General features: G+C 48.9%; 18 protein-coding genes. 9 read left to right on the forward strand and 9 right to left on the reverse strand.

Annotated features, from left to right (window positions below; translation table 11 throughout):
• Window positions 1-115 precede the first annotated feature (115 nt).
• From H6A12_RS09520 to H6A12_RS09535, 4 genes are all read right to left on the reverse strand, one after another.
• A complete protein-coding gene (locus tag H6A12_RS09520; protein WP_204447306.1) occupies window positions 116-268 on the reverse strand; it encodes a hypothetical protein in 153 nt (50 codons plus the stop codon).
• A 67-nt stretch (window positions 269-335) separates the two neighbouring features.
• Window positions 336-1178 (reverse strand): MBL fold metallo-hydrolase, encoded by an 843-nt coding sequence (locus tag H6A12_RS09525; protein ID WP_204447308.1) that lies wholly within the window; start codon window positions 1176-1178, stop codon window positions 336-338.
• A gap of 21 nt (window positions 1179-1199) precedes the next feature.
• Window positions 1200-1997 (reverse strand): GDSL-type esterase/lipase family protein, encoded by a 798-nt coding sequence (locus H6A12_RS09530; RefSeq protein ID WP_204447309.1) that lies wholly within the window; start codon window positions 1995-1997, stop codon window positions 1200-1202.
• Between the two features lie 100 nt (window positions 1998-2097).
• Complete coding sequence (locus H6A12_RS09535) at window positions 2098-3567, reverse strand: sulfatase (RefSeq protein ID WP_204447310.1); 1470 nt, start codon at window positions 3565-3567, stop codon at window positions 2098-2100.
• Window positions 3568-3690: 123 nt separating this feature from the next.
• On the opposite strand from H6A12_RS09535, the gene H6A12_RS09540 reads away from it, so the two are divergent.
• Window positions 3691-4125, forward strand: coding sequence for a hypothetical protein (locus tag H6A12_RS09540; RefSeq protein WP_204447311.1), 435 nt, complete (start codon window positions 3691-3693; stop codon window positions 4123-4125).
• Between the two features lie 15 nt (window positions 4126-4140).
• On the opposite strand, the gene H6A12_RS09545 is transcribed toward H6A12_RS09540, so the two are convergent.
• The 3 genes from H6A12_RS09545 to H6A12_RS09555 all read right to left on the reverse strand — a co-directional run bounded on the left by H6A12_RS09545 (window position 4141) and on the right by H6A12_RS09555 (window position 6501).
• Window positions 4141-4746, reverse strand: a complete 606-nt coding sequence (locus tag H6A12_RS09545; RefSeq protein WP_345941242.1) for a GNAT family N-acetyltransferase — start codon at window positions 4744-4746, stop codon at window positions 4141-4143.
• Window positions 4730-5134 carry a metal-dependent transcriptional regulator gene (locus H6A12_RS09550; RefSeq protein WP_204447312.1) on the reverse strand — a complete coding sequence of 135 codons (405 nt, stop codon included), beginning with the start codon at window positions 5132-5134 and terminating at the stop codon, window positions 4730-4732. Before H6A12_RS09550 ends, H6A12_RS09545 begins: the two co-directional genes overlap by 17 nt.
• An 86-nt stretch (window positions 5135-5220) precedes the next feature.
• Complete coding sequence (locus H6A12_RS09555; RefSeq protein ID WP_204447313.1) at window positions 5221-6501, reverse strand: patatin-like phospholipase family protein; 1281 nt, start codon at window positions 6499-6501, stop codon at window positions 5221-5223.
• Between the two features lie 203 nt (window positions 6502-6704).
• Between H6A12_RS09555 and H6A12_RS09560 the strand changes: the two genes are divergently transcribed.
• The 8 genes from H6A12_RS09560 to H6A12_RS09595 all read left to right on the forward strand — a co-directional run bounded on the left by H6A12_RS09560 (window position 6705) and on the right by H6A12_RS09595 (window position 14419).
• Window positions 6705-7196, forward strand: coding sequence for a YceD family protein (locus H6A12_RS09560; protein WP_204447315.1), 492 nt, complete (start codon window positions 6705-6707; stop codon window positions 7194-7196).
• Between the two features lie 24 nt (window positions 7197-7220).
• Window positions 7221-7403 (forward strand): 50S ribosomal protein L32, encoded by a 183-nt coding sequence (gene rpmF, locus H6A12_RS09565; protein ID WP_204447317.1) that lies wholly within the window; start codon window positions 7221-7223, stop codon window positions 7401-7403.
• Window positions 7404-7527: 124 nt separating this feature from the next.
• Window positions 7528-8850, forward strand: a complete 1323-nt coding sequence (locus H6A12_RS09570) for a DUF512 domain-containing protein (protein WP_207753213.1) — start codon at window positions 7528-7530, stop codon at window positions 8848-8850.
• A gap of 12 nt (window positions 8851-8862) precedes the next feature.
• Entirely contained in the window at window positions 8863-10197 is a 1335-nt protein-coding gene (gene der, locus H6A12_RS09575) for a ribosome biogenesis GTPase Der (protein WP_204447321.1), read from the forward strand.
• A 12-nt stretch (window positions 10198-10209) separates the two neighbouring features.
• The gene (gene plsY, locus H6A12_RS09580; RefSeq protein ID WP_204447323.1) at window positions 10210-10887 is read left to right on the forward strand and encodes a glycerol-3-phosphate 1-O-acyltransferase PlsY; all 678 of its coding nucleotides are present in this window, start codon (window positions 10210-10212) and stop codon (window positions 10885-10887) included.
• On the forward strand, window positions 10884-11393 hold the full coding sequence (locus H6A12_RS09585; protein WP_204447325.1) for a DNA topology modulation protein FlaR: 510 nt from the start codon (window positions 10884-10886) through the stop codon (window positions 11391-11393). The genes plsY and H6A12_RS09585 overlap by 4 nt, the downstream gene beginning before the upstream one ends.
• A gap of 21 nt (window positions 11394-11414) precedes the next feature.
• The gene (locus tag H6A12_RS09590) at window positions 11415-12431 is read left to right on the forward strand and encodes an NAD(P)H-dependent glycerol-3-phosphate dehydrogenase (protein ID WP_204447328.1); all 1017 of its coding nucleotides are present in this window, start codon (window positions 11415-11417) and stop codon (window positions 12429-12431) included.
• A 71-nt stretch (window positions 12432-12502) separates the two neighbouring features.
• Complete coding sequence (locus H6A12_RS09595) at window positions 12503-14419, forward strand: NAD(+) synthase (protein WP_204447330.1); 1917 nt, start codon at window positions 12503-12505, stop codon at window positions 14417-14419.
• Window positions 14420-14577: 158 nt separating this feature from the next.
• Here H6A12_RS09595 and H6A12_RS09600 read toward each other — a convergent pair whose 3' ends face one another.
• Window positions 14578-16479, reverse strand: a complete 1902-nt coding sequence (locus tag H6A12_RS09600; protein ID WP_204447332.1) for an ABC transporter ATP-binding protein — start codon at window positions 16477-16479, stop codon at window positions 14578-14580.
• Window positions 16476-18704 (reverse strand): ABC transporter ATP-binding protein, encoded by a 2229-nt coding sequence (locus H6A12_RS09605; protein WP_204447334.1) that lies wholly within the window; start codon window positions 18702-18704, stop codon window positions 16476-16478. Before H6A12_RS09605 ends, H6A12_RS09600 begins: the two co-directional genes overlap by 4 nt.
• Window positions 18705-18792: the final 88 nt, after the last annotated feature.

Raw genomic sequence — 18792 nt, forward strand, 5'->3', positions numbered from 1 at the left:
CAGTCCTTTGACGGAACTACCGTGATAAAAAATCACAACTTACCCACTCCTTTACACAAAGGGAGGCAACTTCCATACGAAGCGCCTCCCTTTGAAGCGTTCTTTTTTTGTGTGTTTAAAGATCATCCGCATCCTGTACCGGGATCTCACTGCGGCGCTGACATACACCTGTATAGCTTCCAAACGGATCGGTATTGCTTTTTTCCTGTCCGGCTTTCACAATGCGCATTGCCTTTTTCTGCGGACGCTTCATCTTTTGCTCTTTCAAAAGGGACACACTCCTTTCCCTTTTCAGCATGTGCATTCACTGCACCGCTATGCAAGGAAAAGAAAGGTCAGACCTCAACGCTCATCGTATCATATGAAACAAGCATGCCGTATTGTTTTGCATCCTGCTCGATCTCCTCGTGTGTCAGATAATTGCAGTTATGCGAAAAATGATTGACAACAAACACGGTCGATGCCGTTGCATGTCCTTCCCGAATCAGACGTTCTTTGATTTCTGCATCGGTTTGAAGTCCCATATGATTGCGCCGTGCCGGCTCTTTGCCATGTGTGCAGTCAAGGGAAACCAGATCAAACACAAATCCCTTTTCGGTGATAAAATCCCAGACACTGTCCACGAGATACCCTGTATCATGCGCATACAGCAGCGTTTTTCCGGTATCGTTTTCTTTGATCACATAAATCAGGCATTTCTCCGCCTGATTATGGTCGGCAAGCATCGGATACACCGTATACCGTCCGATGATGTATTCTTCATACGGCTGTACCTCCGTCATCGAAACCACATCCGGAAGTGCTGTATTATACTCAATCGACGCAACACGGTCATATGCCGCACAAACCGCGTCATTTCCGTACGCTTCTAACACATGTGGTGCACGCGGCGACGCATACGGCTCCTGACGATTTGCCAAATCCTCGGGATAAAAATGGTCCTCATGCGCATGTGTCACAAGCAGGTAACGCACTGCATCCAGATTGAGTCCGCCGTGCAGCATATGGTCGTACGTATCTGCCGGAAAATCAATGAGCAGATCATCGTTTACAAGTGACTGACTGCGTGTGCGGATATTTTTTCCGCCGAGTTTGCGCGCAGCTGCACATGCTTCGCAGCGGCAAAACAGCGCCGGCCATCCTTCGGCAGCCGCTGTTCCGAAATACGTAAGTTTCATAATCGATCAACCTCTTTTTCTTTATGGTACCTGATGCGTTTTGACATATTGGAGAATCACTTCATATCCGCTCTGACTGAAATGCAAACCATCTCCACTGTCATATTCTTTCTTCAGTGTGCCGTCTTCATCGAGCATCACCACATCGGTTGCCAAATAATAGCATCCCAGTTCTTCCGCCAGATCATAAAGCTTTTGATTCATATTGGTGATTGTCTGATTGCGGACATTTGTCTGCGATTCATACCAAGAAGAAACCGGGAGAATCGCCTCGATCACAAAAATCGTATCCGGCGAACATTCTCTGAGCGTTTCCATCATTTCCCGATAATCTTCTAAAAAGCTGTCTTCATCCATGTAACCGATGCCGTTGACGCCAAAATTCACAATCGCAATTTTGGGCGCCGTAATCCGTACCGCATCCGGAATGGTCACCATTGTTTTATCTTCCATCACAACGGTCCGCTTATCGAGTGCATGATCATGCGAAAGTCCCACTTCTGCAAACAGATGATCTTCATCGACACCGACGGTCGAAAGCGCGACAGTCCGCGAATCTCCGATAAAATAAACATTTTCCATGTATGCGTCGCTTGCCTCTGCCGTTTCGGCAAGCTGTGTCGATAAAACGCCGTCCGGTTTTTCATACTTCGAATCGTCTACCGATTCAACCTGCTGTGGTGTTTTCAAACAGCTTCCAAAGCAAAGCCTGTTTCCGCATGCACCGCACACCGGCATAAAAATCCACAAAACAAGTGTCAAAACAATACAAAACGAAATTGTGCTGGTCAGTGCAATCAGTTTCGCGCGTTTAGTCAAACCTCATTCACCCTTTATGCTGTTTTTTCTATCATTATATCATAAAAAGCGACGATGTAAACGCATGAATGCAACTGTTTTTTTCTGCCATCATTTTATTTTAAAGCATCATGCGTTCATACTGCTCTGCCGGTGCATCATTTTCTTCCATACACCGTTTCATCAGACAGCACATCCGCGCTTCTGTCTCCGGATCGGAAATCGGATGCGTCTGCTGCGGATCATTTTTCAAATCAAACAGTTCAGTCGGATACCGGTGCTGTCCGTTTGCGCAATGGCTCACCGTGCGCATGACCGGCAGTCCTTTTGTAAACGACAGCGGCGGATGCTTTTCCATGGTGACAAGCTCTTCCGGGTCGAAAAACGACCGCCGTCCGCCGTGACGCGTTGGCATGAGCGTGTATTGATACAACGGCGTATTATCCGGTTTCGGTGCGCGCAGATATACATATCTGCCGTCTGTACATCCGATCTGTCCACCGTGAATACCAAACAACGCCGCTTCTCTGACCGGTGTGTCGTCTTTCATCACACCGTCAAGCGGTTTTCCCTGCATATCAGGAGGCAACGGCAATCCAAAAAAGGAAAGCAGTGTTGCCGGAAAATCGATCGTCTGTACAAGGCTTGACCGTCTGACGCCTTTTTCACGAAGCCGCGGGTCCCAGATGAACAGCGGCGTGTTTGCCACTTCGTTGTAAAACGGAAAATAGCATTTTGCCCAGTGATCGTGTTCGCCGAGCATAAAGCCATGATCGGTACAGACGATGAGCATTGTATCATCCCACATCTTATACCGCTCCATCATGTCGAGTACTTTGCCCATTGATTCATCGCACATGGACAAAAGCGCCGCATATTCCATCCGCAGATGATGTATCGTTTCGTCGTCCTCGGTCACTTTTTGATACGGCGGCCAATCGAACAGCGCGCCGTGGTATTCGTGCGGATACAGATCTTTAAACCGCTGCTGCGAATAAAACGGCTCGTGCGGATCGAATGTTTCAATCTGCAAAAACCAGTTATCCTTGTCGTGATTCGTTTCCATAAACGAAAGACCTGCCGAAAACGTCAGCGACTGCGGCTGTTTTTCCTCTGTATCCTGATAGGAACGGTTCACCTGATCCTGCTCATTCCAATATTCCGCACCGCCCATTCGTCCGTTACGGTTTTCGGGCCATTCACTGCCGACGACACCTTTCCATGCATCGCCCTCCTGCCCGCGGAAATTCTCATAAGAACGATAGCGTGTGTGATATGTAGCACCGCCGTCTTCAAAATAGTGATAATGGTCGGTCACCAGATGAGAGTGAATGCCGTGATTTCTTAATATCTCCGGCATGGAATCGTCAAACGGCTCAAGCGGTCCCCAGCTTCTGTGCAGGAAATTATACCGTCCCGTGTGCAGTTCGCGTCTTGCCGGCATGCACGGCATACTGCCGACATAGCAGTTGTCAAACTGCACCGTATGCTCAGCGAGACGCGAAAAATTCGGTGTTTTCGTCCAGTCGCATCCATACGGATTGAGCATTCGTTTATTGAGTGAATCAAACATCACCATAATCGCACGCATTCAAAAATCCCCTTTGCATTTCATTTTGTTTTACCTTAGCACAGCTGTTTTGCAAAGTCAATAGAATGATAGCTTGTATCCATTCAAATTTCATGCTACACTGATAAAAAAGGAGAGGATATTATGCCAAAACTCGATCTCTATTCGTTCCACTGCGGAATTATCGACTGTTTTTGCGAAATGGTGGCTGCCGGATTAAAGCCGCTTGCATTGAGCGAACCGCTGCCAAGCAAAGAAGACTGTGAAGAATATCTTCCGTTTGTCGAAGAATGCGCCAAAAAGCACCGTATTTCTTTTTATTTGGAGCTGGACAGTCTGGTGACCGATTTATTCCCGTTTGAAAAGAACAAGAACAAATCGCATTTTCTGTTTTATCGTGATCCACAGGTCCTTGCACGCTACAAAGAAATCCGACAGGAAAAAGAACGTTACCTCACCGCAAACACCTATGACAAAGATGCGCGCTTTGCGATTGCTTCGGCATTCGGCGCACTGCTTGGCTACCCATCAGACGGAATCAACCGCCTGATTGCACAAAACGAACGACCGGAACCATAAACGGTTCCGGTCGTTTTATGTTTCGATATTCTCCACGAAATGAACATCCGACTGCTCCCAGTATTTTTGATAGACTTGCGCATCGTTTCCATCGAAATTGAGCTGATACATTCGAAAAATCACTGGGAAGTCTTTCGGCTGCCACTGCTCTTCATACGAATAACAGTATTTCATGTCAATCGCCTGCATCACAGCGCCGCTTCGAGGATTCTTTTGGTCATGCGTTGCCGTAATATACGGATATCCTGCCGCTTTGATCCGAGAAACGACCGCCTGTGCCGCCTCCCGGACAATTCCTTTATGCCAAAACGGCGCGCGGAGTCCATAGCCAAAATCATAGCTGTCTGCTTCGCCAAGGCCCATATATCCAATGGGACAGTCATCCTCTTTCAAACAAATCGCATAGCGGTATGCACTCGGCCGCCCATACCAGGAAAGATACCGCTCATAAAGCATTGTTTCGGCTTCCGCTATTGTCTGCGGACAAAACCACGGCAAAAACGTGTTAGTCTCTTTATCCCGCATGATCTCAAAAAAAGCCGGCAGATCTTCAGGCGTAAACCGGCGCAGAATCAAACGCTCAGTCAAAAGCGTCGGCGTATTCTCAAGAATGTGCATCATTCTTTCCTTCTTTCAGTCTTGCCTCCATCTGCTGTGCATGACGACGGATCGCAGCAAAGCTTTCCGCACTGATGACGTGCTCCATGCGGCATGCATCCTCCGAAGCTGTTTTTTCGTCCACGCCAAGTGCACACAGCCACGCCGACAGTAATCGGTGCTTTTCATAAACCGACTGCGCAATCTCCATTCCCTTTTCTGTGAGCGTTAAGTATCCGGCGCCGTCCATGTTGACATATCCGTTCTGCCGCAGGTTTTTCATTGCCACACTGACACTCGGCTTTGAAAACGAGAGTTCATTGACAATATCAATCGACCGCACCATTCCAAGCCGCCGCTGCAGCACGAGAATCGTCTCCAAATAATTTTCTGCCGATTCCTGGATTTTCATATTGAATCCCTCCCTTTTCCGTTTATTTTCTACTTATTATAACAGAAAGTCTGCCGTCAGGCAAATCCTCCCGATGATCGATCGTTTTACAGTAAAAACGCTGCCAGATAATATCCTGCCAGTGTTTCTTCCGGAAACAGAAGCGAAAATGCAAACAGATTGATCGTTTGTTTTTCCTGTGCACCGCGGTGCAGCAGATCCGCAATCACGCACACACGTACTTTTTTATCAAACAGCTTCATCGAATTTTGCAGCGCTGCCGCATCCATTCGTGCAAATACCGGCCGCTCCACTTTTTTCTGCGCATCTGCCAGCCGCTCGTTAAACCGATAAAACGAATAGATTTTCTCATCACAAAGCCCGAACACCTCGCCTGCACATTCTGCACAAGCCCGCAAAAAGTCAACATGCCGTACACTGGCTTCGCGGCGGTATTTTTTCGTCAAAAACGTCTGAATACGCACCCAGAACGCCTCTTCCCGTTTGGACGGATGCGGCGAAAAGGAAAGTCCGGCAGCGTGTTCCACTTTTTGAATCTGTGCCGTGCGCCGCCGCCACTGACGGGCAAACGTACCTTTTAAAAAGGTAAACGCAATCCCTTCGTACACACCGCAAACCTTCATCGTGTCCAGATATCCAAGCCGGATATTCCGTGCAGTTGTATCCGGATCAAATACAAGCATCGACCCAAGATCCCGGTACGGATGAATCCGGATCACCTGTTTTGCCTGCTTGACTGTCGGTTTTAATTCAAATGTGTTCCCAAGCTCCACCAGAATGAACCGATCGGCACCGCCGCGTTTTGCAAGCCCAACGGGCAGATTGTCGCTGTAACCGCCGTCAATCATCCATCGGCCATCGATCTCGTGCATTTTTACCGCGGGAAACACCGCAGAACTCGCCAGCAGGTAGTCAATGAGCTTCCCTTCCTCCATTTCGTCACAGAAAAGCTCCACCGATTTCACTGCAAACACATCATGACAGACGATTCCGCATCGAATTTGGCTGTTTCGCACCGCTTCCTCACTGCAATACTTCCGAATCAGCGCACAAAGCGGCGAAGCGCCCATCGCACCTTTCTGCGGATAATCCCGCAGTACACGGCGCACCATCTCCGCCTGCTGCTGTTTGGGCGTTTTTGACGTATCCATTTTAATATCAAACACCATATCGGTGCGCAGTGTGCGCCACAGATCCGCCACATCCGAAAAGCCGCCTGACGCAATCACAGCGGCATTGAGCGCACCGACAGACGTTCCCGTGACAATATCCACCGGTATATCAAGCTCACAAAGCGCCTGCCAGGCGCCAACCTGATAGGCGCCGCGGGCACCGCCGCCGCCTAATACAAGTGCTGTTTTTCCCAAATCGGATCACTCCTCTCTGCCTTACTGTTAGTGTATCATACCCGGATGCCACAAACAAGTATTTGACATTTTTCTTTTGATATGATACAGTAAAAATCACAAAATTATATTTTTAAGAAAAAAGCCGTAAAACCGCAACGAAACAGTTGACAACGGCTTATTTCTTATGTATAATAGTTAGGCATAGCGATTGAGGTGAAAGAATGGTTCTGGATTTAAAACAGATATTTGATATTACCGGTGAAAAGAAGTCATTTGACTATTCACTCGATCTTTCAGATTATCCGTTCTATGGTACAAAGCCGTTTGTCACCCCTGTACACATTGCAGGCGATGTGCAAAACCGTGCCGGTGTTGTGAATCTCTCCTACACCGTACAGTTTACACTGAAGCTTGCCTGCGACAGATGTCTTTGTGAATTCTTCCGCGACTACGAAAAATCGTTTTCGGCCGTTGTCGTCCGCGACGAAAACACCGATCATGATGAATACGCAGTTGCACCCGACAGTATGCTTGATATGGACGCGCTTGCCGTCTCAGACATTGTTCTGGATCTACCATCCAAGCAGCTTTGCAGTGAAGACTGCAAAGGTCTGTGTCCTGTATGCGGAAAGGACTTGAATCACGAAATCTGCCAGTGTCAACAACATGAAATCGATCCAAGACTTAAAGTTCTTGGCGATCTGCTCAAATAGTAGTGCATTGAAGGAGGTGCCAAAATGGCTGTTCCAAAGAGAAAGGTATCCAAAGCAAGACGCGACAAAAGACGTTCCAACGTATGGAAACTCGACGTTCCGGCATTTTCAAAATGTCCGCAGTGCGGCGAGCTGAAAGCACCGCACAAAGTTTGCACAAACTGCGGTTATTACAAAGGCGTTCAGGTGCTGAAAAAAGAAGCGTAATCGCTTCCCGCTTTTTGGCGGCCGGTTGGCCGTTTTATTGCTTTAATGTTTATTGAAAACTGCCGTCCGCGCAATGTGTGACGGCAGTTTTTCTTTCCACGGATTTTTCTATTAAAGGAGGCGTATGTCTGTGAGTGTTACGGTACATGCTGTCAGCGAAAAAAGCATTGCCGCAAAAAAGAAAATCGGATGCGGCGACATTCTGCACACCATCAACGGCAATCCCATCCGCGACGTACTCGACTATGATTTCTATGCGGCAGACAGCCGGGTTGTGCTCTGCATGACAACCAAAGCAGGAAAAGAGCGAACCATCAAAATCAAAAAAGACGAATACGAAGATCTCGGACTTTCGTTTGAAACCTATCTGATTGACCGCCAGCACACCTGCCGCAATGACTGCATTTTCTGCTTTGTCAATCAGATGCCGCCGGGAATGCGCGATTCATTATATGTAAAAGACGACGACGACCGGCTTTCGTTCTTGTTCGGCAACTATATCACGCTGACCAATCTCCCGGAAGAGGAAATTGACCGAATCATCAAAATGCACATCAGCCCGATCAACGTTTCGGTGCACACAACAAACCGCGAACTGCGGTGCAGCATGATGAAAAACCGGTTTGCGGGCACAAGCCTCGACTATCTTGATAAACTTGCCGCCGCAGGCATTACGATCAACGCACAGCTTGTGCTCTGCCCCGGCATCAACGACGGTGACGAACTCTCCCGCACACTCTCCGATCTCTCCAAACTGTATCCCGCGGTACAGACGATTGCCTGCGTACCGGTTGGCCTTACCAAATACCGCGACGGCCTGCCGCACATTGATCCGTACAACGAACAGACTGCCGGCGAAACGATCGACCGCATTGAATCGTTCGCCGCAGCATTTTTCGAAGAACACGGCACACGACTCGCCTTCCCTGCCGACGAATTTTTCATTCTGGCAAACCGTCCGATCCCGGAAGCTTCTTATTACGAAAACTTCGATCAGCTCGACAACGGTGTTGGTACGATTGCATTGCAGCGGGAGGAATTTTTCGCTGCACTCGAAACATCGCCGGAAACCATCCCGGATACAAATGTAACGATTGCCACAGGTGTAGCTGCACAGCCTTTTTTGCAGCAGCTTGTTGACGAAGCGAAAAAGAAATGGCATAATTTAGAGTGTAAGGTTGTCGCCATTCAAAACGACTTTTTTGGGCATACCATTACCGTGGCAGGACTTGTCACCGGCAGGGATTTGCTCTCTCAGCTTGAAAACGTTCCGCTCGGCGACCGGCTTTTGCTGCCAAACTGTATGCTCCGGCATGAACAGGATCGTTTTCTGGACGACGTGCTGCTTTCGGATGTCAAAGCGCGTGTCGGCGTGCCGGTACAGCTTGTGTCAAACGACGGCGAAGAACTATTATCCGCACTCATTCATCCATATACAGAAGAATAAAAGGAGAACATTATGGCAAAACCGATTGTTGCAGTCGTCGGCCGTCCGAATGTGGGCAAATCGACACTGTTTAATAAATTGATCGGCCAGCGCCTTTCGATTGTCGAAGATACACCGGGTGTCACGCGCGACCGCATCTTCGCCGACTGCGAATGGCTCGGCCACACATTTCTGCTCGTCGATACCGGCGGTATTGAGCCGAAATCCGACGATGTAATTTTGGCGCAGATGCGCCGTCAGGCGGAGCTCGCAATCCAGAGCGCAGACGTCATCATTCTGGTTGTCGATGTGCGCGAAGGCATGACCGCCACCGACAAAGACGTCGCTTCTATGCTCCGAAAAAGCGGCAAACCGATTGTGGTTGCTGTTAACAAATGTGACAGCATCGGTGAACCGCCGGCTGAATTTTATGAGTTTTACAACTTAGGTCTTGGCGATCTCTACCCGCTCTCTGCTGCACACGGTCACGGCACCGGTGACATTCTGGATGCGGTGCTTGAGCATCTGCCGGAGAACGAAGATCCGGATTACAGCGAGGAATACACAAAAGTTGCTGTCATCGGCAAGCCGAACGCCGGAAAATCGTCACTGATTAACCGCCTGGCAGGCGAAGAGCGCGTCATCGTATCCGATATTGCAGGCACTACGCGCGATGCGATTGATACGATTGTCGAAAACGAATTCGGCAAATATGTATTCATTGACACCGCCGGTATTCGCAGAAAATCGAAAGTGCTCGAAAAAATCGAACACTACAGCGTGCTGCGTGCTTACATGGCAGTCGACCGTGCCGATGTGTGCGTCATTATGATCGACGCACTCGAAGGCTTTACCGAACAGGACTCGAAGATTGCAGGTTATGCACACGAAGCCGGAAAGGCATGCGTCATCGCCGTCAACAAATGGGATGCCGTCGAAAAAGACGACAAGACGATGATGGAAATGCGCAAAAAGCTCGAAAAAGACTTCAGTTTCATGTCGTATGCACCGATCGTGTTCATCTCGGCACTCACCGGCCAGCGGTTAAACCGGATGTTTGAAACGATTAACGAAGTCAAACAGAGCAACGAAATGCGCATCACAACCGGCCGATTAAATGATTTGCTCGGCTATTGCACCGCGCGTGTACAGCCGCCGTCTGATAAAGGAAAACGTTTAAAAATTTACTATATGACACAGGCGTCCAACAAACCGCCGGTGTTTGTCTGCTTTGTAAACCAGGCAGAGCTGTTTCACTTCTCATACCAGCGTTATATTGAAAATCAGATCCGCGAAACATTCGGCCTGACCGGTACGCCGATTAAATTTATCATCAAAGAACGCGATACAAAAGATACAAAAGCATAAGGAGAAAAACGAATGGAATGGACAATCACAAGCACGCTCGTATTAGCAGCCGGAATGGTTGCTGCATATCTGCTCGGAAGCATCAACTTTGCAATCATCGTCACACGGTTGTTTAAAAAAGGTGATATCCGCGACTATGGCAGTGGAAACGCCGGCATGACAAACGTCCTGCGCACCGTTGGAAAAACAGCGGCGCTTCTTACGCTGCTCGGTGATTTTTCAAAAGGCATTTTGTCGGTGCTGTTTGTGCGTCTGCTTGTTCTGTTGTTCCATGTTCCCGGCGACATCGTCATTTTTGATTATCTGGTCGCATTTGCGGCATTGCTCGGTCACCTGTTCCCTGTTTTTTACGGATTTAAAGGCGGCAAAGGCATTCTTGTTTCCGCAGGTGCTATGCTCATTTTAAGTCCGTGGGCGCTTTTGTGCTGCTTTGTCGCATTTATGCTGTTTGCCGTCACAACGCGTTATATCTCGCTTGGCTCGATTGTTGCAGGTGTGATGTATCCGTTGGCAAACCTGTTTTTGACATGGCTTCAATACGGTTCTGTTCACTGGACGGAAGTGATTTTATCTGCACTGATCGGCGCGCTGGCAATCTTCATGCACCGTGCCAATATCAAGCGGCTGCTTTCGGGCACAGAGAGCAAGGTTTCGTTTAAAAAGAAATCTGCCGAGAAAGCAAAACAATGAAAATTGCAGTCATCGGCTACAGCGGCAGCGGAAAATCAACCCTTGCCGCCACACTCGGTAAACAGCTTTCCATCCCAGTGCTGCATCTTGATGCGATAAACTTTGAAGCGGGATGGGTCGAACGCAATCGAGAAGAAGCCAAAGCACTCGTTGCGGATTTTTTACAGCACGAAAGCTGGATTATCGACGGCAACTACGGCGAACTCTATTTCAACGAACGGCTCACAGATGCTGACCGGATCATTCTGTTCCAGTTTTCACGTGTGCGGTGCCTTATCCGCGTACTGCGACGGTATCAGATGTACAAAGGTCAAACGCGTCCTGATCTGGCAGAAAACTGCCCGGAAAAGATCGACGCGGAATTTCTTTTCTGGGTACTGTTCAAAGGACGCAGCAGGCGTCGCCGCAATCATTTTAAGCAGATCACACAGCAATATACAGATAAAATTGTCGTGCTCAAATCACCATGGGCAGTCAAGCAGTTTCTTTCACAAGATAAATTTTAAAATCGGTTGGAGGTTTTTGATATGGCACGTATTATGGTTCTCGGAAGCGGCGGCTTCGGTATTTCTCTTTCCGTCATGCTCCACAAATACGGACATGACGTCACCATGTGGTCCAAATTCCCACAGGAGATTGAATCCATTCGGAAGTTCGGTGAAAATAAAAAGCTGCTTCCCGGCGTAGCAATCGATGCTTCCATCAATCTGACAACAGATATCGCCGAAGCCGAAACGGCAGAGCTTGTCATTCTGGCAGTGCCTTCATTCGCAGTACGCGAAACAGCAAAGGCAGTCGCTTCACATCTTGCGCCCAATGCGATTGTTGCCAATGTCGCAAAAGGATTTGAGGAATCAACGCATCTGCGTTTAAGTGAGGTCATCGCACAGGAAATTCCTACGCACGATGTTGTTGTGCTGTCGGGTCCTTCCCACGCAGAAGAAATCGCACGCAATGTACCTACTACAATCGTAGCAGCATGCAAACACCGCGAAAGCGCTGAGTTTGTGCAGGATATTTTGATGAACACCAATCTGCGTGTTTATGTCAATGATGATATGACCGGTGTGGAACTCGGCGGTGCGCTCAAAAATATTATTGCCGTCTGTGCAGGCATTGCCGACGGCATGGAGCTTGGCGACAACACAAAAGCTGCGCTTATGACACGCGGCCTCGCTGAAATCGCACGTTTAGGACTCGCAATGGGTGCAGAATCGGAGACCTTCACAGGTCTTACCGGCATGGGTGATTTAATTGTGACTTGTACCAGTATGCACTCAAGAAATCGCCGCTGCGGCATTTTGATCGGCCAGGGGATTCCTGCCGATGAAGCGGTCAAGCGCGTCGGCATGACCGTCGAGGGATGCTCTGCCGCACGGGCTGCACTGGCATTAAGCCGCGAATATCAGGTGGAAATGCCCATCACTGAACAGCTTTGCGCAGTGCTCGACGGCAAACCGGTGGGAACTGCTTTGGCGGAACTGATGGGACGCCCCCGCCGCCACGAAAACGAAGAAATTTGGATGAAAGAACAGACCAAATAAATAGACAAATAAGCCGCCGGAGTTCCGGCGGCTTTGACTGCTTTGTGCAGAAAAACCAAGGAGGATTTTTCATGTTTGACGGATTTTTAAAAGTCGCCTGTGCCACACCGCAAATCTCTGTGGCAGACTGCGCACACAACTGCGACGAAATTCTTTCTTTGATGGAGCAGGCCGCAAAAGAAAACGTAAAACTGCTCGTTTTACCGGAACTTTGCATCACCGGTTACACCTGCGGCGACCTGTTTTTCCAAAAAACACTGCTGTCGGGTGCCGAATGTGCACTCATGGAGCTGATTGACGCAAGCGAATCACTCGATCTTGTCTGCGTAGTCGGACTGCCTGCCGCAGTAGAGGGAAAAATCTATAACTGTGCTGCTGTAATTTCACGCGGACGGCTGCTCGGTCTTGTCCCGAAAACCCATCTGCCAAACTATAACGAATTTTACGAACTGCGTCAGTTTACACCGGCACCGAGCGGTACTTCGATCGTATCATTCGCAGGCAGTGATGTTCCATTCGGCACAAAGCTTTTATTCTCCTGCATGGAACTGCCCGAATTTACGTTTGCAGCGGAAATCTGCGAAGATCTTTGGGCGCCGCTTCCGCCGTCCGTATTCCATACCGCAGCCGGTGCATCGGTTATCGTCAATCTGTCTGCCAGCGATGAGCTGGTCGGCAAAGCAGAATACAGACGCCAGCTTGTTTCAGGACAGTCTGCGCGGCTTGTCTGCGGCTATCTCTATGCCGATGCCGGTGAAGGAGAATCCACCACTGATCTGACGTTTGCTGCCCACAATCTGATTGCTGAAAACGGCATACTGCTGGCGGAAAACCGCTATCAGACCGGAACACTCACCATCACAGAGCTCGATGTTGACCGTATTGCGGCAGAACGCCGTAAAATGACCACCTATCCGGCCGTTTCCTCGGACGATTATTTAACCGTATCGTTCTCTCTGCAGAACGAATTGACTACCCTCACCCGTCCGATCGATACACTCCCGTTTATTCCGCAGGGTGCAAATGCAGACGAAACGTTTGAAGAAATTCTCACCATTCAGATGCAGGGACTCAAAAAACGCATCACCCACGCGCATGCACAAACGGCCGTTGTCGGTATTTCAGGCGGACTTGATTCTGCACTGGCGCTGCTTGTCGCCGTTCGTGCAATGGATGCACTCGACCGTCCGCGCAGTGACGTTCATGCAATTACAATGCCTTGCTTCGGTACAACCACACGCACCAAATCGAACGCCTCGGCACTGTGTGAAGCACTCGGTGTACCGGTGCAGACCATCGACATCAAACACGCAGTTGATGTTCATTTTGCAGATATCGGCCACGATCCTGATATTCACGACGTGACATTTGAAAACAGCCAGGCACGGGAACGCACCCAGATTCTCATGGACTATGCCAACCGGCAAAACGGCTTGGTGATCGGTACAGGCGATCTTTCGGAACTGGCACTCGGATGGGCAACTTACAACGGCGACCACATGTCGATGTATGGCGTGAATGCGTCCGTACCGAAAACATTGGTGCGTCATCTGGCAGCTTATGAAGCACGTCGTCTCTCGGGAACAGCAGGATCAATCCTGCTTGACATTCTCGACACACCGGTCAGCCCGGAATTATTGCCGCCAAGCGACGAAACCATCGCACAAAAAACAGAAGATCTGGTCGGTCCTTATGAACTGCACGACTTCTTTTTGTACTACATCATCCGGTTCGGGTTCTCTCCGAAAAAGATTTACCGGCTGTGCACCTATGCATTTGGCGACACATATGATAAACGCACCATCTTAAAATGGCTCAAAACATTCTATCGCCGCTTCTTTGTCCAGCAGTTCAAACGCTCTTGTCTGCCGGACGGTCCCAAAGTCGGTTCCGTTGCGCTTTCTCCGCGCGGTGACTGGCGGATGCCGAGTGATGCAAGCGCAGCACTTTGGCAAAATGAATTAGAACTGATTGAAGAAACACTTTAAAAAAGCAAGGCACCGAAACGAAATCGCTTCGGTGCCTTATTTATCGGGTACACCAGTCATTTCTTCATATAAAAAGGTCATATTCAAGGCAGAATACGCATTGAATATGACCTTTTTTCTTTCAGCTGAAAATCATTCTCTCTGTGCTGAATCGAATCTTACGCATGCTCAAACTGACTGTTATACAGATTTGCATAGAAACCGTTTTTCTCCATCAGCATTGCATGATTGCCCTGTTCCACAATATCGCCATCTTTCATGCAGAGAATCCAATCGGCATCTTTGATTGTCGAAAGACGATGCGCAATGATAAATGACGTACGGTTCTTCATCAAATTGTCCATTGCACGCTGAATGAGCACTTCTGTACGCGTATCAACTGAACTGGTTGCCTCGTCCAAAATCAGAATTTTCGGATCGGACAAAATCGCACGTGCAATCGTCAAGAGCTGTTTTTGTCCCTGCGAAACGTTGCTTGCCTCTTCGTTGAGCATCATCTGATAGCCGTCTGGCAATGTGCGCACAAAGTGATCCACCTGCGCCGCCTTTGCCGCTGCATAGACCTCTTCGTCGGTTGCATCCGGACGGCCGTATCGAATATTCTCCATAATGGTTCCGTTATACAGCCAGGTATCCTGCAGCACCATTCCGAACAATCCGCGCAGCTCGGTACGGGAGAAGTTTTTGATATCATAGCCGTCAATCAGGATTGCGCCTTCGTTGACATCGTAAAAGCGCATCAGCAATTTAACCATTGTCGTTTTTCCGGCACCGGTCGGACCAACGATCGCGATTTTCTGTCCCGCTTTGATGGATACCGAGAAATCATTGATGATGATTTTCTCCGGATTGTATCCAAAGTGAACGTGTGCAAACTGTACGTCACCTGTGATATGCACGCTTGTATCGGTATCCGGCTCATCCGTATCGTTGACCGTGATGATCTGTGTTTCCGGCGTTTCCTCTTCCTCACCTAAAAATTCAAACACGCGCTCGCTGGCTGCAGCCGCCTGCTGCAAGACGTTCAAAATGTTTGCAAGCTGTGTGATCGGCTGTGTAAACTGACGCACATACTGAATGAATGCCTGAATATCACCCACGCTGATCAGGCTCTGTGTTGCCAGGAAGCCGCCGAGCAGACAGATAACCACATAGCCGAGGTTTGCCACGAAATTCATAACAGGCATCATCATGCCCGAGAAAAACTGGCTCTTCCAAGCCGAACGGTACAGCTCGTCGTTGTATTCTTTAAACTGTGCAATCGAACGTTCCTCGCCGCAGAATGCTTTCATGACAACGTGACCGCCGTACATCTCTTCGACATGACCGTTTACATGACCTAAATACTCCTGCTGTGCGGCAAAGTATTTTTGCGACCGTTTCACGATCAATACCACAAAGATGAGCGACACCGGCACGATGCACAGCGCCACCAGCGTGAGCTGCCAGCTGATTGTGAGCATCATAATCAGAATGCCGACAATGCTCGTCACCGAAGTGATAATCTGCGTGACACTCTGGTTTAACGTCTGCGAAAGCGTATCGATATCGTTTGTCACACGGGAAAGCACCTCACCGTGATTGGTGGTGTCAAAATACCCAAGCGGCATACGATTGATTTTTTTGATGATATCGTTGCGCAGTCCGTATGTCACACGCATCGACACACCGGTCATAATAAATCCCTGTAAATACGAGAACAGAGCGCTTACAAGATACAATCCGAGCAGCCAAAGCATGATCTGTGCGATATAAGTAAAATCGATGCCCTGTTCACTGCCGGAAATTTTTCGCATAATGCCGTTAAACAGCTCTGTCGTCACATTACCGAGAATTTTCGGTCCGAGAATCATAAAAATCGTCGACGCCACTGCAAACAGCAGCACCACAAAAATCCGGAATTTATATTTGCCCAAATAGAGGAGCAGTTTTTTCATACTGCCTTTAAAATCTTTTGCTTTTTCGCCGCCCATACCGCCATGACCCATACCGGGTCCGCCCATACGCGGTCCATTCATTCTGCCCTGCGCACCGGAGGGCCGTTTCACATTCTGATTCATGCCAACTCCTCCTCTGAAAGCTGCGACTGTGCAATCTCCAAATAGGTTTTGCATGTGCGCAGCAATTCTTTGTGCGTACCTTTTCCGACGATTTTACCTTCATCCAGCACGATAATCTGCTCTGCATTCATAATCGTACTCACGCGCTGTGCAACGATCAGCACTGCCGATTCTTTTGTATATGCAGACAATGCACGGCGAAGTGCTGCATCGGTTTTAAAGTCAAGTGCGGAAAAGCTGTCGTCAAACACATACACCGGCGCCTTCGTTGCAAGTGCACGTGCAATCGAAAGGCGCTGTTTCTGTCCGCCGGACACGTTTGTGCCGCCCTGTGCAATCGATGTTGCCATCTGATCGGGGAATGCATCAATAAACTCCTTCGCCTGTGCAATCTGTGCAGCTTCTGCGAGTTCCTCGTCTGTTGCGCTCTCCCGTCCATAGCGGATATTGGATGCAATATCACCGGAGAACAGCAGTCCTTTCTGCGGAACAAAGCCGATCTGACGGCGCAGATCATGCTGACGCAGTGTACGGATATCAATGCCGTCCAATAAAATTTCGCCTTCTGTTACATCGTAAAACCGCGGAATCAGCTGTACAAGCGTCGATTTGCCGGAACCGGTACTGCCGATGAATGCAGTTGTTTCGCCTGGTTTTGCCGTAAACGAAATATGTTCAAGTGCATTTTCCTCTGCATTCGGATAGCGGAAGCTGACGTCACGAAATGTGAGTTCACCATGTACTGATGCCGGAAGCGAAACGGGAGATTCCGGATCGCGGATGACCGGTTTTGTAGCAAGAACTTCAGCGATACGTTCTGCTGCAACCGATGCGCGCGGTACCATAATAAACATGACTGCAATCATCAGAAAGGACATGATGATCTGCATTGCATACTGCATAAACGCCATCATATCGCCCACCTGCATTGCAGATGCTTCAATCTGTTTGCCGCCGACCCAAACGATCAGCAACGTGACACCGTTCATCAGCAGCATCATAAACGGCATCATAAATACCATCACGCGGTTGATAAACAGGTTATTCTGTGTTAAATCGCGGTTTGCCTTTTCAAAGCGTGCTTCCTCGCGTTTCTGATTGCCGAATGCACGTACAACCATCATACCGCTCAAGCTTTCGCGCGTGACCAGATTGAGCCGGTCAATGAGCGACTGAACAATCTTGAATTTCGGCATTGCAACCGAAAAAATCACAAAAATCAAGCCAAGCAGCACAATCACTGCAACCGCAATAATCCACGAAAGCGAAACGCTTTTGTTGAGCGCCATGATGACACCGCCGATACCCATAATCGGCGCATAACAAATCATACGCACACCCATGATAATGAGCATCTGCACCTGTGTTGCGTCGTTGGTTGTTCTGGTAATGAGCGAAGCCGTCGAGAATTTGTCAAACTCACTTGCCGAAAAGCTCTCAACACGGGCAAAGACATCGTGACGGAGTGCTCTTGTAATACCCGCTGCGGTGCGCGATGCAAAAAAGCCCACCAAAATCGCACATGCCGCACTGACCAATGTAATAAGGAGCATCAAAAGACCTGTACGGAAAATGTATGCGTTTTGCATGGCGTCCGTATCGGCGCCTAATTCCTCATAAAAGCCTTTTGTCATGACCGTGCCGATCTGCCCACTCAGCGAAGGGTCCATCTGTGCGCCTTTTTCCACAGCATCTTCGATCACCTGCGGCGGCATTTTTGAAAGTGCAGGCAGCATCCCGTAAATCGCTTCAAAATCCATCTCGGACGAAGCGTTCGATTCGGAAAGATCGAGCTCGCTTCCCTGCTCTTTTGCCGCAGTCTGGAAGAACTGCAGAATCGCACCCGCCGCGTGACTGTATACCTCCGCTGCATCTTCATGCAGCTGTTTGTCTTCTGTCAAAACAAAGACGGTTTGATCACCCGCTTGTTTGAATGTTTGTTCGATTGAATCGGGTAAATCTGCACCCGGTTGTTTTTCTTCATATGCTTTCTCAAGAACCGATTGATCTTGCTCTGAGACAAAGGATGTCAAAAGCATCATTCCGTTTTCGCTGATCACACGAGGCACTTCATCTTCGATGCCGCTTTGCTGCAGTCCGACATTGACAATATCAGACATCAGATTCGGCAAGCTTAACTCACACATCGCCTGACCGAACAGCAGCGCAAGACATACAAGCAGCACCAAAAGATATGGCTTTGCATAACGCGCCAGCTTTCTCATACGCATTCCTTCCCCCTGCTCACATACAGGAATTCATTTATTTCCGGTTTTGGCCGAATGAGGCTATTATAACGCGATATTATAACGA

It is taken from the genome of Merdimmobilis hominis, assembly GCF_016901855.1.
In the GTDB taxonomy this organism is placed as follows: Bacteria; Bacillota; Clostridia; order Oscillospirales; family Ruminococcaceae; genus Paludihabitans.

Bases quoted from the DNA above. Each gene is read 5' to 3' on its own strand.
- H6A12_RS09525 (WP_204447308.1), bottom strand. From the start codon at position 1,178: ATGAAACTTACGTATTTCGGAACAGCGGCTGCCGAAGGATGGCCGGCG.
- H6A12_RS09535 (WP_204447310.1), bottom strand. From the start codon at position 3,567: ATGCGTGCGATTATGGTGATGTTTGATTCACTCAATAAACGAATGCTC.
- H6A12_RS09540 (WP_204447311.1), top strand. From the start codon at position 3,691: ATGCCAAAACTCGATCTCTATTCGTTCCACTGCGGAATTATCGACTGT.
- H6A12_RS09545 (WP_345941242.1), bottom strand. From the start codon at position 4,746: ATGATGCACATTCTTGAGAATACGCCGACGCTTTTGACTGAGCGTTTG.
- H6A12_RS09550 (WP_204447312.1), bottom strand. From the start codon at position 5,134: ATGAAAATCCAGGAATCGGCAGAAAATTATTTGGAGACGATTCTCGTG.
- H6A12_RS09560 (WP_204447315.1), top strand. From the start codon at position 6,705: ATGGTTCTGGATTTAAAACAGATATTTGATATTACCGGTGAAAAGAAG.
- rpmF (WP_204447317.1), top strand. From the start codon at position 7,221: ATGGCTGTTCCAAAGAGAAAGGTATCCAAAGCAAGACGCGACAAAAGA.
- H6A12_RS09570 (WP_207753213.1), top strand. From the start codon at position 7,528: ATGTCTGTGAGTGTTACGGTACATGCTGTCAGCGAAAAAAGCATTGCC.
- der (WP_204447321.1), top strand. From the start codon at position 8,863: ATGGCAAAACCGATTGTTGCAGTCGTCGGCCGTCCGAATGTGGGCAAA.
- plsY (WP_204447323.1), top strand. From the start codon at position 10,210: ATGGAATGGACAATCACAAGCACGCTCGTATTAGCAGCCGGAATGGTT.
- H6A12_RS09585 (WP_204447325.1), top strand. From the start codon at position 10,884: ATGAAAATTGCAGTCATCGGCTACAGCGGCAGCGGAAAATCAACCCTT.
- H6A12_RS09590 (WP_204447328.1), top strand. From the start codon at position 11,415: ATGGCACGTATTATGGTTCTCGGAAGCGGCGGCTTCGGTATTTCTCTT.
- H6A12_RS09595 (WP_204447330.1), top strand. From the start codon at position 12,503: ATGTTTGACGGATTTTTAAAAGTCGCCTGTGCCACACCGCAAATCTCT.
- H6A12_RS09600 (WP_204447332.1), bottom strand. From the start codon at position 16,479: ATGAATCAGAATGTGAAACGGCCCTCCGGTGCGCAGGGCAGAATGAAT.
- H6A12_RS09605 (WP_204447334.1), bottom strand. From the start codon at position 18,704: ATGAGAAAGCTGGCGCGTTATGCAAAGCCATATCTTTTGGTGCTGCTT.